The organism is Parasynechococcus sp. (assembly GCF_042954325.1).
Lineage (GTDB): Bacteria > Cyanobacteriota > Cyanobacteriia > PCC-6307 > Cyanobiaceae > Parasynechococcus.
In genome coordinates, this window is the sequence record NZ_JBGKDS010000060.1 from 1 (window position 1) to 14306 (window position 14306).

The 14306-nt window shown below is 62.0% G+C and carries 17 protein-coding genes and 1 pseudogene; 4 read left to right on the plus strand and 14 right to left on the minus strand.

Going from position 1 to position 14306, the window contains the following annotated elements; genetic code table 11:
- Nucleotides 1-19 precede the first annotated feature (19 nt).
- From ACGVKB_RS08215 to ald, 3 genes are all read left to right on the plus strand, one after another.
- The gene (locus ACGVKB_RS08215; protein WP_392351005.1) at nt 20-607 is read left to right on the plus strand and encodes a nicotinate-nucleotide adenylyltransferase; all 588 of its coding nucleotides are present in this window, start codon (nt 20-22) and stop codon (nt 605-607) included.
- Nucleotides 607-2322 carry an NAD+ synthase gene (locus ACGVKB_RS08220; protein WP_392350978.1) on the plus strand — a complete coding sequence of 572 codons (1716 nt, stop codon included), beginning with the start codon at nt 607-609 and terminating at the stop codon, nt 2320-2322. The genes ACGVKB_RS08215 and ACGVKB_RS08220 overlap by 1 nt, the downstream gene beginning before the upstream one ends.
- Before the next feature lie 82 nt (nt 2323-2404).
- On the plus strand, nt 2405-3544 hold the full coding sequence (gene ald / locus ACGVKB_RS08225; protein WP_392350980.1) for an alanine dehydrogenase: 1140 nt from the start codon (nt 2405-2407) through the stop codon (nt 3542-3544).
- Here ald and ACGVKB_RS08230 read toward each other — a convergent pair.
- The 14 genes from ACGVKB_RS08230 to ACGVKB_RS08295 form a co-directional block, all read right to left on the minus strand.
- Nucleotides 3541-3969 carry a YchJ family protein gene (locus ACGVKB_RS08230; protein ID WP_392350982.1) on the minus strand — a complete coding sequence of 143 codons (429 nt, stop codon included), beginning with the start codon at nt 3967-3969 and terminating at the stop codon, nt 3541-3543. The genes ald and ACGVKB_RS08230 overlap by 4 nt on opposite strands.
- Nucleotides 3969-5024, minus strand: a complete 1056-nt coding sequence (locus ACGVKB_RS08235) for a DUF3326 domain-containing protein (RefSeq protein ID WP_392350984.1) — start codon at nt 5022-5024, stop codon at nt 3969-3971. The genes ACGVKB_RS08230 and ACGVKB_RS08235 overlap by 1 nt, the downstream gene beginning before the upstream one ends.
- Nucleotides 5021-5206 carry a hypothetical protein gene (locus ACGVKB_RS08240; protein ID WP_392350986.1) on the minus strand — a complete coding sequence of 62 codons (186 nt, stop codon included), beginning with the start codon at nt 5204-5206 and terminating at the stop codon, nt 5021-5023. The genes ACGVKB_RS08235 and ACGVKB_RS08240 overlap by 4 nt, the downstream gene beginning before the upstream one ends.
- Entirely contained in the window at nt 5203-5532 is a 330-nt protein-coding gene (locus ACGVKB_RS08245) for a 2Fe-2S iron-sulfur cluster-binding protein (RefSeq protein WP_392350988.1), read from the minus strand. The genes ACGVKB_RS08240 and ACGVKB_RS08245 overlap by 4 nt, the downstream gene beginning before the upstream one ends.
- Before the next feature lie 32 nt (nt 5533-5564).
- Nucleotides 5565-6239, minus strand: coding sequence for a putative 2OG-Fe(II) oxygenase (locus ACGVKB_RS08250; RefSeq protein ID WP_392350990.1), 675 nt, complete (start codon nt 6237-6239; stop codon nt 5565-5567).
- A gap of 121 nt (nt 6240-6360) precedes the next feature.
- A complete protein-coding gene (locus ACGVKB_RS08255; protein WP_392350992.1) occupies nt 6361-7314 on the minus strand; it encodes a F0F1 ATP synthase subunit gamma in 954 nt (317 codons plus the stop codon).
- Between the two features lie 13 nt (nt 7315-7327).
- Nucleotides 7328-8848 carry a F0F1 ATP synthase subunit alpha gene (gene atpA / locus ACGVKB_RS08260; protein WP_392350994.1) on the minus strand — a complete coding sequence of 507 codons (1521 nt, stop codon included), beginning with the start codon at nt 8846-8848 and terminating at the stop codon, nt 7328-7330.
- Between the two features lie 59 nt (nt 8849-8907).
- Nucleotides 8908-9456 (minus strand): ATP synthase F1 subunit delta, encoded by a 549-nt coding sequence (atpH, locus tag ACGVKB_RS08265; protein WP_392350996.1) that lies wholly within the window; start codon nt 9454-9456, stop codon nt 8908-8910.
- Nucleotides 9456-9971, minus strand: coding sequence for a F0F1 ATP synthase subunit B (locus tag ACGVKB_RS08270; RefSeq protein ID WP_392350998.1), 516 nt, complete (start codon nt 9969-9971; stop codon nt 9456-9458). Before ACGVKB_RS08270 ends, atpH begins: the two co-directional genes overlap by 1 nt.
- A gap of 2 nt (nt 9972-9973) precedes the next feature.
- Nucleotides 9974-10438: a F0F1 ATP synthase subunit B' gene (locus ACGVKB_RS08275; RefSeq protein WP_392351000.1), complete on the minus strand. Its 465-nt coding sequence runs from the start codon at nt 10436-10438 to the stop codon at nt 9974-9976.
- 99 nt (nt 10439-10537) lie between these two features.
- On the minus strand, nt 10538-10786 hold the full coding sequence (atpE, locus tag ACGVKB_RS08280; RefSeq protein WP_006851467.1) for an ATP synthase F0 subunit C: 249 nt from the start codon (nt 10784-10786) through the stop codon (nt 10538-10540).
- A gap of 169 nt (nt 10787-10955) precedes the next feature.
- Nucleotides 10956-11681, minus strand: coding sequence for a F0F1 ATP synthase subunit A (gene atpB, locus ACGVKB_RS08285; RefSeq protein WP_392351002.1), 726 nt, complete (start codon nt 11679-11681; stop codon nt 10956-10958).
- A 24-nt stretch (nt 11682-11705) separates the two neighbouring features.
- Nucleotides 11706-12041, minus strand: coding sequence for a hypothetical protein (locus tag ACGVKB_RS08290; protein WP_392351007.1), 336 nt, complete (start codon nt 12039-12041; stop codon nt 11706-11708).
- 46 nt (nt 12042-12087) lie between these two features.
- Nucleotides 12088-13257, minus strand: coding sequence for a class I SAM-dependent methyltransferase (locus tag ACGVKB_RS08295; protein WP_392351004.1), 1170 nt, complete (start codon nt 13255-13257; stop codon nt 12088-12090).
- Between the two features lie 148 nt (nt 13258-13405).
- Between ACGVKB_RS08295 and ACGVKB_RS08300 the strand changes: the two are divergent.
- Nucleotides 13406-14306, plus strand: a pseudogene (locus ACGVKB_RS08300) (cell wall anchor protein); the annotation flags it as partial.

Consider the following 14306-nt stretch of genomic DNA (forward strand, 5'->3'; position numbering starts at 1 on the left):
ACCTGCAGCCGTTCCTGCCATGAAGCACAACGCTCCCGCAGTGGCCTTGCTGGGAACCAGCGCTGATCCACCCAGCCAGGGGCACCAGGTGCTGCTGCAAAGCCTGTGTGCAAACTTCCCGCGTGTGGCCACCTGGGCCAGCGACAACCCGCTCAAGCAGCATGCCGCTCCTCTCAACATCCGAACCCAACTGCTCCAAGCACTGGTGGATGAGATCCAGCGTCCGGAGCTCAGCCTCGAACAAGGTCTGAGTAGTCCCTGGGCCGTGACCACCCTGGAGAGGGCCGCCGCCCGCTGGCCGGACCACCGTCTGATCTTTGTCGTCGGCAGTGACCTGGCCGGACAAATCCCGCGCTGGAAACAGGCCGATCAAATCCTGCAGCGCTGCACCTTGGCCATCGCCCCCAGGGAGGGCTGGCCACTGGAGGCGGCCAGCATCGAGACACTCACCGCCTTGGGAGGGCATGTGATGCCATTGGACCTGAGCATTCCGGCCAGTGCCAGCTCCACCATCCGCCAGGCCCCTTTGGCGGAGGACATCCCCACCAGCGTTTGGCCGCTGTTGTTGAAGCACAATCTCTACGGACTCTCTGGCTCGGTCTGCTGATGCGCCTTGCTCTCGCACAGCTCAACACCCTGGTGGGAGACCTGGCTGGCAACGGCCAATCCATCCTCGAAGCCGCCCGTCAGGCCAACCGGAATCACGCCGATCTATTGATCACCCCTGAGCTCTCGCTCTGGGGCTACCCGCCACGGGATCTGCTGCTGCAACAGGAGAGGGTGGAGCAACAAGGAGCCATCCTCGATGGGCTCTGCCAAGCCCTGGCCCGCGAACAGCTCCACCTCTCCATCCTGATCGGAGCGGTGGAGCCCACGGGTGATGGTTTTCGACCAGCCCTTTACAACGCCGTCGTGCTGGTGGAGGCAACGGGATGGCGGCCTGTGGCCCGCAAACAGCTGCTGCCCAGCTACGACGTTTTTGATGAACGCCGCTACTTCCGCCCCGGAGACGAGCCCTGCCTGCTGAGCCTTCCCAACGGAGTGCGCATTGGCCTGACCATCTGCGAAGACCTCTGGGTTGATCCAAGCCTGCAAGGGGGACGCCTGGCTGGGCCCGATCCGGTGGCGGCCCTGATCGCCGAACAGCCGGATCTGATGATCAACCTGGCGGCCTCTCCATTCAGTGCCGACAAACCAGCCCTGCGCGATGCCCTGGCCGCACAGGCCGCCCAGCGTCTGGGCTGCCCGGTGGTTTATCTCAACCAAGTCGGCGGAAACGATGAACTGGTCTTCGATGGAGCCAGCTTTGTGGTGGACGCCCGGGGCAGCAAACAGTTGCAACTGCAGTCCTGCGGCGAAGACCTCCAAACCTGGACGTTGAGCGACAGGTTGAACGACGGCTCAGCGAGCACCTCGGCCAGCCAGCTCAGCCCGGCCGACAACAGCGACCCCCTCGAGCTGCTGTTCCGCGTGCTGGTGCTCGGCGTTCGCGATTACACCCGCAAATGTGGATTCCAGCGGGCCTTGCTGGGTTTGAGCGGCGGAATCGACTCAGCCCTGGTGGCGGTGATCGCCGCCGCGGCCCTCGGTGCCGAGAACATCTCCGCGCTGCTGATGCCATCACCCTGGAGTTCCCAGGGGTCGATCGATGACGCGGAAGCGCTGGCAACCCGCTTGGGCCTAACCACCAGCACCCTGCCAATCCAGGGGGTGATGGAGGCCTTTGATCCAGCCCTCGAACCCGCCCTGGGCGGAGCACCCAGTGGCGTCACCGCTGAAAACCTGCAGTCCCGCATCCGCGGCACCCTGCTGATGGCCGTGGCCAACCAGCAGGGGCAACTGCTGTTGACCACCGGCAACAAATCGGAATTGGCCGTGGGCTACTGCACGTTGTACGGCGACATGAACGGAGGCTTGGCCGTCATCGGCGACCTCTACAAAACCAGTGTGTTCGCCCTCTGTGACTGGATTGACAGTGCACAGGCTTCAGCCTGCCGAGCCAGCTTTGATCTCCCTCACCAAGGCGATCTGATCGGGGAAGAGATTCGACTCAAACCGCCGAGTGCCGAACTCCGCCCAGATCAAAAGGACAGCGACTCCCTGCCCGATTACCCACTGCTGGATGGCCTGTTGCGACGCATGATCGAAGATCGCGTCAGTGAATCCACCCTGATCGCCGATGGCGCCGACCCGGTGCTGGTGCAGCGCATCGCCGGCTTGCTGAAACGTGCCGAATTCAAACGTCGACAGGCGGCTCCGCTGCTCAAGGTGAGTCCGCAGGCCTTCGGCAGTGGTTGGCGACTCCCGATTGCCTCGAGCTAAACAGCAGCCTGCAACAGGATCTGGCCAATCATCGCCATCGTGGCCACATTGGAACCATCCCCCTGCTTGAGGACTGTTGGCCATGGCTGCCTCAGTGCTGAGTGCTCCGATGGCAAGTGTCGGCATCCCACGGGAAATCAAGGCGGACGAACAACGGGTGGCGTTGACGCCCGATGCCGCGCGAGAACTGATCAGCCGTGGGCTTGAGGTCCGCGTTGAAAGCGGTGCCGGCAGCGGTGCTGGCATCAGTGATGACGCCTTTGCCGCCGCCGGAGCGGCTGTGGTCAGCCGCGAAGAGGCCTGGGCCGCCCATCTCGTGGTCAAAGTCAAGGAACCCCAGAAGGACGAGTTCCACTTCCTGCGGGACGACATGGTGCTGTTCACCTACCTACACCTGGCGGCCTATCCGCAAGTGGGTGAGGCCCTGCTTGAGGCAGGAACCACTGCGATCGCCTACGAAACCGTTCAACTCGAAAACGGAAGCCTGCCCCTGCTGGCACCGATGAGTGAAATCGCCGGACGGATCGCGGCCCAGGTCGGTGCCCACCTGTTGGAGCGCCCCCACGGTGGCCGCGGGATCCTCATGGGGGGATGCACCGGCGTCCAGCCCGCGCGGGTCGTGGTGCTTGGGGCCGGCATGGTCGGCTGGAATGCGGCGCGGATCGCAGCCGCCATGGATGCAGAAGTGCTGTTGCTCGACCGTTCCCCCCAGAAACTGCGCACGCTCGAGGCCGACCGACGCGGCCGCTTAATGAGTGTGGTGAGCAGCCATGGCCTGCTGGAACGACTGATCCCCACAGCGGATCTCGTGATCGGTGCCGTGCTCACACCCGGCGGCCGGGCCCCAACCTTGGTGGATGAGGCGATGGTGCAACAGATGCGGCCCGGGTCGGTGATTGTGGATGTGGCGATTGATCAGGGGGGATGTATCGCCACCAGCAGGGAAACCACCCACACCGATCCCACCGTGAGCATCCACGGCGTTCAGCATTACGCCGTGGGCAACATGCCGGGCGCCGTTCCGTTCACATCCACCGAAGCGCTGGTCAGTGTGACCCTGCCTTACATCGTGGGCATTGGAGGTCGCGGCCTCGAAGAGGCTGTCACCGAGCGACCGGAACTGTTGTCAGGACTCAACACCGTGCGGGGATCGGTCTGCCACCCCGGTGTCGCCAAAGCCCTGGGCCTGCCGCCACGCCATCCGATGGCCTGCCTGCGTTAGCCCTCCAGCTTGAGCGCACCCACGTAAAGCCAGGGGCCATCGGCCGCGCCACCACGACGCTGAAACAGCGATGTTTCCTTCAGCACCCCACCGCGGTAGCGGGCCTCAAACTGCACCGTTCCCTCGAGATCATTCGGACCGCCGTCACTGACAGCGAGCACGGTCAAGCCGAGCCAACGGGTCTGGCGACAGCTCCGCTCCAGGGCACGGCGCCGCTGCTGCGCTGAAAGCTCCGGCTCGGGATGGGTGGCCATGAGATAGTCGATCTCCCCACGCGCAAAGGCGGAATACCTGGAACGCATCAACTGTTCCGCGGACATCGCCCTCTGCTCACCGCGGTGCAGCGGGCCGCAACAGCGGCTGTAGGCACCGCCGCCGCAGGGGCAAGGGCTCTGGTCCAGTGCTCCGCCAAAACCGCCAGGCATCAATCCAACCGTTGCAACAGCGGCAGTGGGCGTCTCAACGCAACCGGACTCAAGCCTTCCCGCAACGCCAAAACAAAACCGGCCGCTTCGGTATAGCTGCGCGCTTGCAGCACAGTCCCGCCAAGCCCCAGCCCTTCGGCCGTGACCGACAACACCGATGGGTTCTCCACCGTGATCAGCGGAAGATTCCGTTCCAGACAAGCCAACACCGCTTCCCCCCCCAAGGCTCCATCGGGAACCACGACGGCCCCCAACTGTTCGATGCTGAGATCTCCGGTCGTGTGAGGCCCATCGGTCACCAGAGCTGGGGCCCGGCTCAACCCCACCAGCACGCAGGCCAGGAAGGTGTAGCCGAGCTCTTCCCCCGCCGCCCTCGGATCAAGTTGAGGATCCAGGGGCAATGGGTCCAAAGCTGGCGCATGGGCACAGGGGATCTGCAGGTGCTTCACCAGCAAGTGGCTGATCACCGCTTCAGCACCGGCCAGAGCATCCACGCCACTGCCTTGGCGATAGGCCGCCAACTCCTCACTGTCGGGATCCTCCGGGAAACGTGCCACCACAGCGATCGCTGTCGCCCCCGCCTGTTTCAGTCGTTCGCCAGCCCGGAGCAAGGCATCGGGGCACCCCAACCGCCCCCAACTGGCGCCACTGGCACCGCACTCGAGCGTCACCTCAAGCGGCGTGTCCGTTGCAATCACGGGCCCGATGTCCAAGCCCAAGCTGGCGCGACAGCCCTCAGCCACCTGAATCTGGCGCTGGGCCAGCTCGGGCTCGATCCCGGCATCCAACAACAGCCCAATGCGCTGCCGCCTCACCGGTCGCAGGGCCCACTCCCCCACGGCAAACCGATCGATGCCGTAACCCTCGACATAGTGCACCCGGGAATCGCTCCAATAGAGCGAGGCCCCATTCATCACATTGGGGTGGGTGATCAGGCAGCCGCTGGCCGCAGCCAAAAGACGTGCCGACGGCAAGGCATCACCGGCATACCCTCCGATGTCACAACCGATGCCCGTGGGCACCAGCATCAGCGTTGGCATCGGTGCCGAGCTCATGCGCTGATCACCGCCTCCACTTGAATGGTTCGATCACCATCGGAGGTGGCGCTCACCGCGGTGACGGCCCAACGCAGCACATCGCCCTCGATCGCCAGCTGCTGACGAATCCAGCTGCGCAACTCAACCAGCGGCACATCAGCGGGCCAGAGCAATTGGCGTTGCAGGCTGGCGAGCCTCACTTCTGGTACTGACCGAACTGGGCTTCGTAGAGCGCATCCTCTTGACCCGCCTTGAGGGTGAGATCAGCGCGCGGGAACGCCACACACAACAGGCTGTAGCCCTGCTCCTGCAGCTCGCCTTTCACGCCCATGGCATCGGGCTGCTCAACGCTGCCCTCGGTGATCAGCGCAGCACAGGTGGTACAGACCCCGGAGCAGCAGGAGCTGGGAAGGGTGACGCCAGCGGCCTCAGCAGCATTCAGCACCGTCTGGTCGGCACGGCAGGGGAAGCTGTGGATTTCGCCTTCGATCTCGGCGCGGACTGTGTAGGTAGCCACGTCGGACATGCCGGGCTCAACAGGAAAGAGGCCGCATTCTCTCAGGCAATGGGCTCCTCCAGCGCGCTCCAATGGCGGGGGTGGGGCGCCAGGTACTCCGGAGAGCCACCCTGCTCCGGAGCTGTGAGCACGAAATCAAAACTGATGGAGCAGCGCAGCGCATCTGGGTCGTCATTCGGCAAGACGCTGTGCTGAAGGCTCGAAGGAAACAGCACGAGCAAACCCGGTCGTGGGGCCAGATCCCAGTGGGACTGGTTCAACGGGTGGCCTTCAGAGATTGGACCGCCGTAACCCACCGCCAAACCCGCCACCAACTCATTGGGTTGATGGGAGGCATGCAGACGCAACACGCCCTCCTCACCGGAGCCGCTGCCCGTGAGATAAAGCACAGCGCTGAGATGGGCATTGGGGTGATGGTGCCGTCCAACCGCTTGATCCCAATCGCTGATCACGGGCCAACAACGCTGCAGATGCAGGGCCACTTGGCTGCGGGCAAACCCAATCGAATCGAGATAGCTCCATGCCCGATCCGCCACCTGTTGAGCCAAGGCCGTGAAGGGCTCCTGTCGATGCAACTGCCAGACCCCATGGAGGTCACCCGTCCAGGCACACCCCTCGCTGGGGTTGCCCTCGGCCTCACCGCGAAGCTCTAACAGGGCCTGCATGCAGGACGCCTGCTGCAAGGGGTCGAGGGGAAGTTGAGTGGTTGCCACCACGGTGGGAAAGAGCTGATGAAGCTGAAACACGCCGACACCCGCAAAGCCCTTCGCTCAACCGTAAACACGGCACAAAAAAAGCCGGTCCCGCAGGACCGGCTTCAAGATCACAGAGACACAATCAAGCGCCAGCGGCGGCTGAGCCACCGACAACCTCAAGAATCTCCTGCGTAATCGCGGCCTGACGGGCCTTGTTGTAATCCAGAGTCAACGTCTTGGCGAGTTCCTTGGCGTTGTCACTGGCGTTGTTCATGGCCGTCATCCGGCTGGCCAGCTCGGATGCTGCAGATTCCTGGAGGGAGCGCAGCAGCTGGTTCTGCAAATACAGAGGAAGCAAAGCGTTCAGCAATTGCTCAGGGCTCTGTTCAAAAACGATGTCTGAAGGAATCTTGGGCTCGGTGTTGGCGGGGCCAGCACCGGGCTCAACCGTCAGACGGCCGTCCTTGGTGGTGAGACGGAAAATCTCATCATCGGGATCGGCGATGTCCTGGGGATCGAGGGGCAGCAGCGTCTGCAGAACAGGCTTGCAGCTCACCAGGTTGATGAACTTGGTGAACACCAACTCGACACGATCAGTGCCTTCAGCGATGAACTCAGCGAGAACATCAGAAGCGATGGTGTTGGCTTCATCCGCCGTCGGAACCTGCTCCAGACCCGTGAAGGTGGCCTGGATGGGGTAACTGCGGTTGGTGAAATAACTGATGGCCTTGGAACCGATCAGCACCAGCTTCACGTCGTAGCCCTTGCCCTTGAGTTCGGCAAAACGCTGCTCGGTGCGCTTAATGATGTTGGCGTTGTATCCACCACAGAGACCACGGTCACCTGTGACGGCAACGAGGGTGATGGTTTCAACATTGCGCTGCTCCATCAGGGGAGCGGAAGCATCTTCGAAGCGCATGCGGGACTGGAGATTTTCCAGAACCCGTGCGAGACGATCCGCGAACGGACGACTGCGGAGCACCTGCTCCTGAGCGCGACGAACCTTGGCCGCAGCCACGAGGCGCATGGCCTCGGTGATCTTGCGGGTGTTCTTGACCGATTTAATTCGGTCTCGAATCTCTTTGAGATTTGCCATATCGGCTGCTCCCTCAGTTCGCCGAAGCGACCATGGTGGACACAACCTCGCTGATGGCCTCCTTGAGGATGGCTTCAGCTTCGGGGCTCAGCACCTTCTTCTCCTGAATTTCGGAGATGAACTGAGGCTTGTTGGACTTCAGGTACTCACGCAGTTCGCGGGAGAAGTTCACAACCTGATCAACGGGAACGGCGTCAATCAGACCCTTGACGCCGGCGTACACGATGGCGACCTGCTCAGCCAGGATCAATGGGCTGAACTGGGACTGCTTGAGCAGCTCACGCAGGCGCTTGCCGCGCTCCAGCTGCTGCTGGGTTGCCGCATCCAGATCAGAAGCGAACTGGGAGAACGCTGCCAGCTCGTCGAACTGAGCCAGTTCGAGCTTGAGGGTACCGGCGATCTTCTTGATGGCCTTGGTCTGAGCGGCACCACCCACACGGCTCACGGAGATGCCGACGTTGATGGCGGGGCGCAGACCGGAGTTGAACAGGTCGGAGCTGAGGAAGATCTGACCATCGGTGATCGAAATCACGTTGGTCGGGATGTAAGCCGACACGTCACCGGCCTGGGTCTCAATGATCGGCAGAGCGGTCATTGAGCCTTTGCCCATGGCATCGGACAGCTTGGCGGCACGCTCAAGCAGACGGCTGTGGCAATAGAACACGTCGCCGGGGTAAGCCTCACGACCGGGCGGACGACGGAGCAGCAGGGACATCTGGCGGTAAGCCGCAGCCTGCTTGGACAGGTCGTCATAGATGACCAGGGTGGCTTTGCCCTGGTACATGAAGTACTCGGCGATCGACGCACCGGTGTAAGGAGCCAGGTACTGCAGAGCAGCGGGCTCGGATGCGTTGGCAGCAACGATCACGGAGTAATCAAGGGCACCGCGCTCGCGGAGCACTTCCACCACGTTGGCAACGGAGGCCGCCTTCTGGCCCACCGCCACGTAGACGCAGATCATGTCCTGATCCGCTTGGTTCAGGATCGTGTCGATCGCGATCGCGGTCTTACCGGTCTGACGGTCACCAATGATCAGCTCGCGCTGACCGCGACCGACGGGGATCATCGCGTCGATGGCGGTGATGCCCGTTTGCATGGGCTCGTGCACCGACTTGCGCTGGATGATTCCAGGCGCCATCGACTCGATCAGACGCGTTTCGGTGGTGGCGATATCACCCTTGCCGTCGATCGGACGACCCAGGGAGTTGACCACGCGGCCGAGCATGGCCTGACCGACGGGGACAGCAGCAATTTTGCCGGTGGCTTTGACGGTGCTGCCTTCCTGAATACCAAGACCTTCACCCATCAGCACCGCGCCGACGTTGTCGTCTTCGAGGTTCAGGGCGATGCCTTCGGTGCCATCTTCGAATTCAAGAAGTTCACCGGCCATGGCCTGCTGCAGGCCATAAACGCGGGCGATGCCGTCGCCCACCTGCAGGACGGTGCCGACATTGCTGACCGAGACGGACTTGTCGTAATCCTCAATCTGCTGTTTGAGGATGGCGCTGATCTCGTCGGGACGGATGGAAACCATGGCGTGTGATCCCAGCGGGGAAAAGTGGAAGGTTGAGCGGTGGAGGAATTAGGGAGGAGTCAGCTCGCCTTGGCGAGAGCCAGTCCGAGACGACGGACCTGACCAGCCAGGCTGGCGTCGATCACCTGTGAGCCGAGACTGACAACGAAACCGCCGATCAGCGAAGCATCAACGCTGAGGTCGATGTCGACCTTGTCGGTGCCGGCCATGGCCTGCACCTTTTTGGAGAGGGCCGCCTGCTGGGCCTCGGACAGAGCCTGAGCGGAACGCACATGGGCCAGGGTGATGCCCTGTTGCTCGCGGTAGAGCTCCAAGAAGCGTTGCATCACGGCATCAAAAGCCTGAAGACGCTGGCGGTCAGCCAAAACCTTGAGCAGATTCATCAAAGACGGCGTGACCTGCTCACCCAGAAGGGACTGCAGCGCGCGCTTCTTGGCATCGGGCTCAAGAACCGGGGAGATCATGGCTCCACGGAACTCATCGGAACTATCCCAAACCTGGAGCAGTTGCTTGCACTGCTCGGCAACGGTGGAGGACTCGTTACGCGCTTCAGTGACCTGAAGCAGAGCTTCGGCGTAGGGGGTAGCAAGCGTATTGAGGAGAGGCATCAGGCGTTCTCCAAATTGGCGATGGTGGAATCGATCAGGCTGGATTGGGTCTGATCGTCAAGACGGCCGGGAAGATCGCTCAAAACCTTGTCGATGGCAGCAAGAGCGGCCTCGCGGCGGAGAGCATCCTGGATGCGGGACGCTTCTGCATCCGCATCAGCGACAGCACCCTGCTTCACAGCAGCCATGGCAGTAATGGTGCGCTGTTCGCCATCCGTACGGATCGCAGCAGCACGGGCCTGGCCATCGGTGCGGATCTTGTCGGCCTTCTGCTGCGCTGCAGCAAGGTCGGACTGAGCTGTGGCCAGATCAGCCGTTGCCTTTTTCAGACGATTTTCAGCGTCTTGAAGGTCTTGGAGAATCACCGAACGGCGACGCTCAAGGATTCCGCCAAGGAAACCGCGAAGGAACCAAACCAGCACACCGATCACGATGGCCAGGTTGATCAGATTGGTTTGCAGAGGGTTGAAGTTGAGTGCAAAACCCTCGGATGCCAGCAATGGGAAATAGGTCATGATCAGGCAGCCAGCAGTCGGTCAATGATCTGGTTGCTGAGCTGATCCACCTGTCCCTGAAGCTGGGATCGGGCGGACTGTCGCTCGCTTTCGATTCCGCGACGGCTCTCTTCCTTGGTGCGATTGGCTTCGGCTTCCGCCTGGGCCAAGGCTTCGCGATACAAACGATCGACCTCTTGTTCAGCATCGACAATGGCGGCTTGAGCAGCCTGTCGAGCTCCCTTCAGCTGTTCAGCAAGGTCGGCTTCGAGCCGTTCAACCTGTGCAAGCTTCTGCTTTGCATCAGCACGGCTGGTTGAGATGTAACCCTCTCGATCTTCCACGACCTTGCCGACCGGACGGAAGAAGAGGACATTGAGCAGGAAGGTCAGGAGAACCACCTGAACCGCCATCAGCGGCAAAGTGGCGTCGAGGTCGAAAAGACCTCCCTCCGGAACACCTGCTTCAGCGAGCAGAAGCCAGGTCATGGAAGGGTGCGCTGGGAAGGAATCGAAACGTTGTGGTCAGTGGATGGCTGATCGGCCCAGGGAACCTTTGATCCCCTAGGCCTCAACCCATCGAGCTGATCAGCCGGCGAAGGGGTTGGCGAACAGGAGCACCAGAGCCACCACCAGGCCGTAGATGGTCAGCGATTCCATGAATGCCAGGGAGAGCAGCAGGGTGCCGCGGATCTTGCCTTCAGCTTCGGGCTGGCGGGCAATGCCTTCAACAGCGCCGCCGGAAGCGGTGCCCTGACCGATACCAGGGCCGATGGCGGCGAGACCGACAGCCAGACCAGCGGCCACAACGGAAGCAGCGGAGGTAATGGAATCCATGTTGGGTGGGGTAAGGGGAGGCGCTGTGCAGCGCTCTGAACGAATGGGCTGGGGATCGGTTCCCCCCGCGCAGGGACACTCCCGAAGGAGCGGGCCCGACCGGAGTACGGACCTGCGCGCGGATGTGTTTAGCAGATCGCCGGAATCCAGCGATCAAAAATCGACGCGATCAGTGCGCCTCGTGGAGACCTTCACCGATGTAGAAGGCCGCCAACGTGGCGAAGATCAGGGCCTGAATGGCACTGGTGAACAGGCCAAGCAGCATCACCGGCAGGGGCACAATCAGAGGAACCAGGTAAACCAGAACTCCGACGGCCAATTCATCCGCAAGGATGTTTCCGAACAAACGGAAAGAGAGCGACAGAGGCTTCGTGAATTCCTCGATGATCTTGAACGGGAGCATGATCGGAGTCGGCTCCACGTACAGCTCAAAGAAGCGAAGTCCTTTGCGGCTGAGACCGGCATAGAAATACGCCAAGGACACCAGCAGGGCCATCGCCACAGTGGTGTTGATATCGGCGGTAGGCGCGCCGAGCTCACCCTCAGGCAATTCAATGATCTTCCAAGGGATCAGAGCTCCGCCCCAGTTGCTCACGAAGATGAACAGGAACAGAGTGCCGATGAACGGCAGCCAGTCGCGGTAATACTTCTCGCCGATTTGATCACGGGCGAGATCGCGGATGAAGTCCCAAAGGAACTCAAGCAGGTTCTGCAGGCCCACGGGATCGCGCTTCATGCCACGGGTACCGACCAGCACCAGCGCAAGCAGAATGCCGATCAGGATCCATGAGCTCAGGAAGACCTGGCCGTGGAGGTACAGATCACCGATCTGCCAGTACAGGTGGTGGCCCACTTCCAGTTCTGCGAACGGAAGTGAGAAGGGCAATAAAGCCATGGGTGCAGGGAGGAGTGCTCAGCTTCAGCTGTCAAAGACGTGCTGAAGAATCAGGGCGGGCTTGTAAAGAAGAAATCCCAGGAAGGCAGGCAGCAGATCGAGCTGGGGCAACTTGGCAGCTCCGACCACAAGCAAGGTCGGGACCACGAGTTGAAAGCGCCCCAGTCCACGGGACTGGTCACTGAGCCTGGCCACGCTGCGGGCGAGTAAACGCACGTACAAAAGTCCGGCGCACGCACCCACGAGCACACTGCCGGCCACCGAAAGATTGATGGTGAACGCCACGATCGGAACCGTGACGAGGGACACCAACACGGTGGCCAACAGCAGGCGACGTTGAAGTCTGTAGAAATCCTCCAAACGGCGCCTGAAATAGCGCGCGGAATCTATCACGCGTTCTTGGCTGCTACCCCTGCAACAGGATCAGCTGGCGATCGACCAGCTCCCGAATCAAGGCCGCCGGTGCCAGTTGACCCAGTGGAACCATCGGTGTGTCCACCACTGCCGTCAACAGGGCTTTGGCGTCGGCTGTGAGCTGAAGCGGCTCCATGTTCCGACCGAGAATCGGATCGGGTTCACCCCAAAGACAGGGCTGACGGATCCCCGTTGCCGCCTCGAGCTGCGCATCACTCCAGACCCGCCGCTCCAACGGTGCCTTGGACAGGAAGAACTCGAAGTGGCTGATGTCTGGATCCAGCTGCTCCACCAAAGCCCACTGTTGTTGAGGGGGCAGTGCCTGAGCACGCTCCAACAACTCGCCCGTCAGCAAACGAGCCGGATCCCAGACCTCCGGATTGGAGAAGCCAGCGAACTGCAACCCCGCCGATGCGGCAAACGCGAGCAACCGCTCAAGGTTGTAGCTGGTTTCCTGCGGATGCAGATACATGTCAGCGAAGTTGGCATCCGGCGCACAATCCACTGCCCAGCGCTGCTCGTGATGTCGACGGAGCCGGTTGCTCTCAGGAAGGGTTTCGAACAACTGCCGGCCCAGCCGCAAGCCATCGGCCTCGGTGCCGACCTCGAGCAATGTCAACGCGCGCTGCGTCCGATGGATTTCCCAGCGACCTGCATCGGCATATAGAAATAGATGCAGCAAACCTTGGGGGGCCAGCGCTCCAGCCAATGAGTGCAGCCCGGCCTCCGGTTGATCGAGATGGTGCAGCACCCCAACGGAATTGATGTAGTCGAAAGGTTGTTCCTCGCCGAGATCCAGCAAGCTGCGACGTTCCTGACGCAGCGATCTCACCTGGTCTGCAGCACCCGAGCGCTGCAGACGCTCTCGGGCCACCGAGAGGGCTCCATCGCTGATGTCCACCGCCACCACATCGGCACCAGGGTTGAGATGGCAGAGGTAATCGGTGCTGACACCGGTGCCGCAGCCTGCGTCAAGGATCCGAGGCTGCTCGGCACCGGCCGGACAACAACCATGGACGGCCGCCAGAACACTGCGATGGCACCAGCGCCAGTTGTATCCCGGCGGTGGTCCGTCCTGCAGCGGATCGCCGGGAAAGGGGAAGCGGTCGTAAAAGGCGCTCACCACAGGTGTCGCGGCATCGCTGGGGCGGACATCGACCATGGAAATCAGGGAAGTGCGGACCGCGAGCATTTCATGCATCAGGCCGTCTTGCTGCCGACAGATGACTCCCCTGCAAACATTTGTTCATGGGGCTCCTGAGCGATCGCCAGACACCCGTAACGTGGCTCGATCCGGCTTGCTTCCGTACATGACCGTGACCGCCAGCAGCGGCAGCCCGCGGGTTTCCCCCCAGCTGTACGACACCCTGCCGCTTTCGAGCGTCCGTCAGGCAGAACAGCAGGACCGCTTCCCCGATGGGGGGGAGCTCGATTCCCTGGTGACGTTCTTCCGCAGCGGTCAGGAACGCATCGAAGCCTCCCGTGTGATCGCGGCCAACGCCGAATCGATCGTCGCCCGCGCCGCCAACCGCATCTTTGTTGGTGGCACCCCGCTGTCCTTCCTGGAAGCACCGCTGACCACCGGAGAGGTGGGGCGTAATGCCGATGGAACGCCTCTGGCGGCTGACCAGGCTGCGTTTGAAGCCTCGGTTCGGACCTTCACCGGTGCCAGCGACAGCACCAAACGCGGCAACGTCTTCACACGTCTCTTTGAAGGCGCCGGCGGCGATGCCGATGTCCGGGTGGTGCTCCCCACCGGTTTTAACCCGATCAGCGTGGCCAAATACGGCCCGGCTTTCATGCGCAAATCCGTGCGCGATATGGGCTGGTTCCTCCGTTATGTGGGCTACGCCCTGGTGGCTGGTGACCCCAGCATCCTGTCGGTGAACACCCGTGGACTCCGCGATGTCCTGGAGACCAACTGCTCCCTGGCCGCCACCAACGTGGCCCTGCAGGAAATGCGTGCCGCCTGCGCTCAGCTGTTGAACGATCGGCCAGACGCACGTCAGATGACGATCGACTGCTTCAACGTTCTCCTCAAGGAACTGGCGGTCGCCACCCCCAGCACGAAGCAACGTCAGGGCAGCAGCGTTCAACAAGGCCTCCAGCTTCCCGCCATCTATGCCCTGGCCGCTGAAGGCAGTCAGCGTTTTGAAATGCGACCGGGCCTCTCCGGAGCAGAAAAAGCAGAGATCATCCGCGCGGCCTACC

Coding starts and splice junctions, on each gene's coding strand:
- atpE (WP_006851467.1), bottom strand. CDS start 10,786: ATGGATTCCATTACCTCCGCTGCTTCCGTTGTGGCCGCTGGTCTGGCT.
- atpB (WP_392351002.1), bottom strand. CDS start 11,681: ATGGCTTTATTGCCCTTCTCACTTCCGTTCGCAGAACTGGAAGTGGGC.
- ACGVKB_RS08295 (WP_392351004.1), bottom strand. CDS start 13,257: ATGGTCGATGTCCGCCCCAGCGATGCCGCGACACCTGTGGTGAGCGCC.
- ACGVKB_RS08270 (WP_392350998.1), bottom strand. CDS start 9,971: ATGACCTATTTCCCATTGCTGGCATCCGAGGGTTTTGCACTCAACTTC.
- ACGVKB_RS08255 (WP_392350992.1), bottom strand. CDS start 7,314: ATGGCAAATCTCAAAGAGATTCGAGACCGAATTAAATCGGTCAAGAAC.
- ACGVKB_RS08215 (WP_392351005.1), top strand. CDS start 20: ATGAAGCACAACGCTCCCGCAGTGGCCTTGCTGGGAACCAGCGCTGAT.
- ACGVKB_RS08245 (WP_392350988.1), bottom strand. CDS start 5,532: ATGTCCGACGTGGCTACCTACACAGTCCGCGCCGAGATCGAAGGCGAA.
- ald (WP_392350980.1), top strand. CDS start 2,405: ATGGCTGCCTCAGTGCTGAGTGCTCCGATGGCAAGTGTCGGCATCCCA.
- atpH (WP_392350996.1), bottom strand. CDS start 9,456: ATGCCTCTCCTCAATACGCTTGCTACCCCCTACGCCGAAGCTCTGCTT.
- ACGVKB_RS08230 (WP_392350982.1), bottom strand. CDS start 3,969: ATGCCTGGCGGTTTTGGCGGAGCACTGGACCAGAGCCCTTGCCCCTGC.
- ACGVKB_RS08275 (WP_392351000.1), bottom strand. CDS start 10,438: ATGACCTGGCTTCTGCTCGCTGAAGCAGGTGTTCCGGAGGGAGGTCTT.
- ACGVKB_RS08220 (WP_392350978.1), top strand. CDS start 607: ATGCGCCTTGCTCTCGCACAGCTCAACACCCTGGTGGGAGACCTGGCT.
- ACGVKB_RS08235 (WP_392350984.1), bottom strand. CDS start 5,024: ATGAGCTCGGCACCGATGCCAACGCTGATGCTGGTGCCCACGGGCATC.
- atpA (WP_392350994.1), bottom strand. CDS start 8,848: ATGGTTTCCATCCGTCCCGACGAGATCAGCGCCATCCTCAAACAGCAG.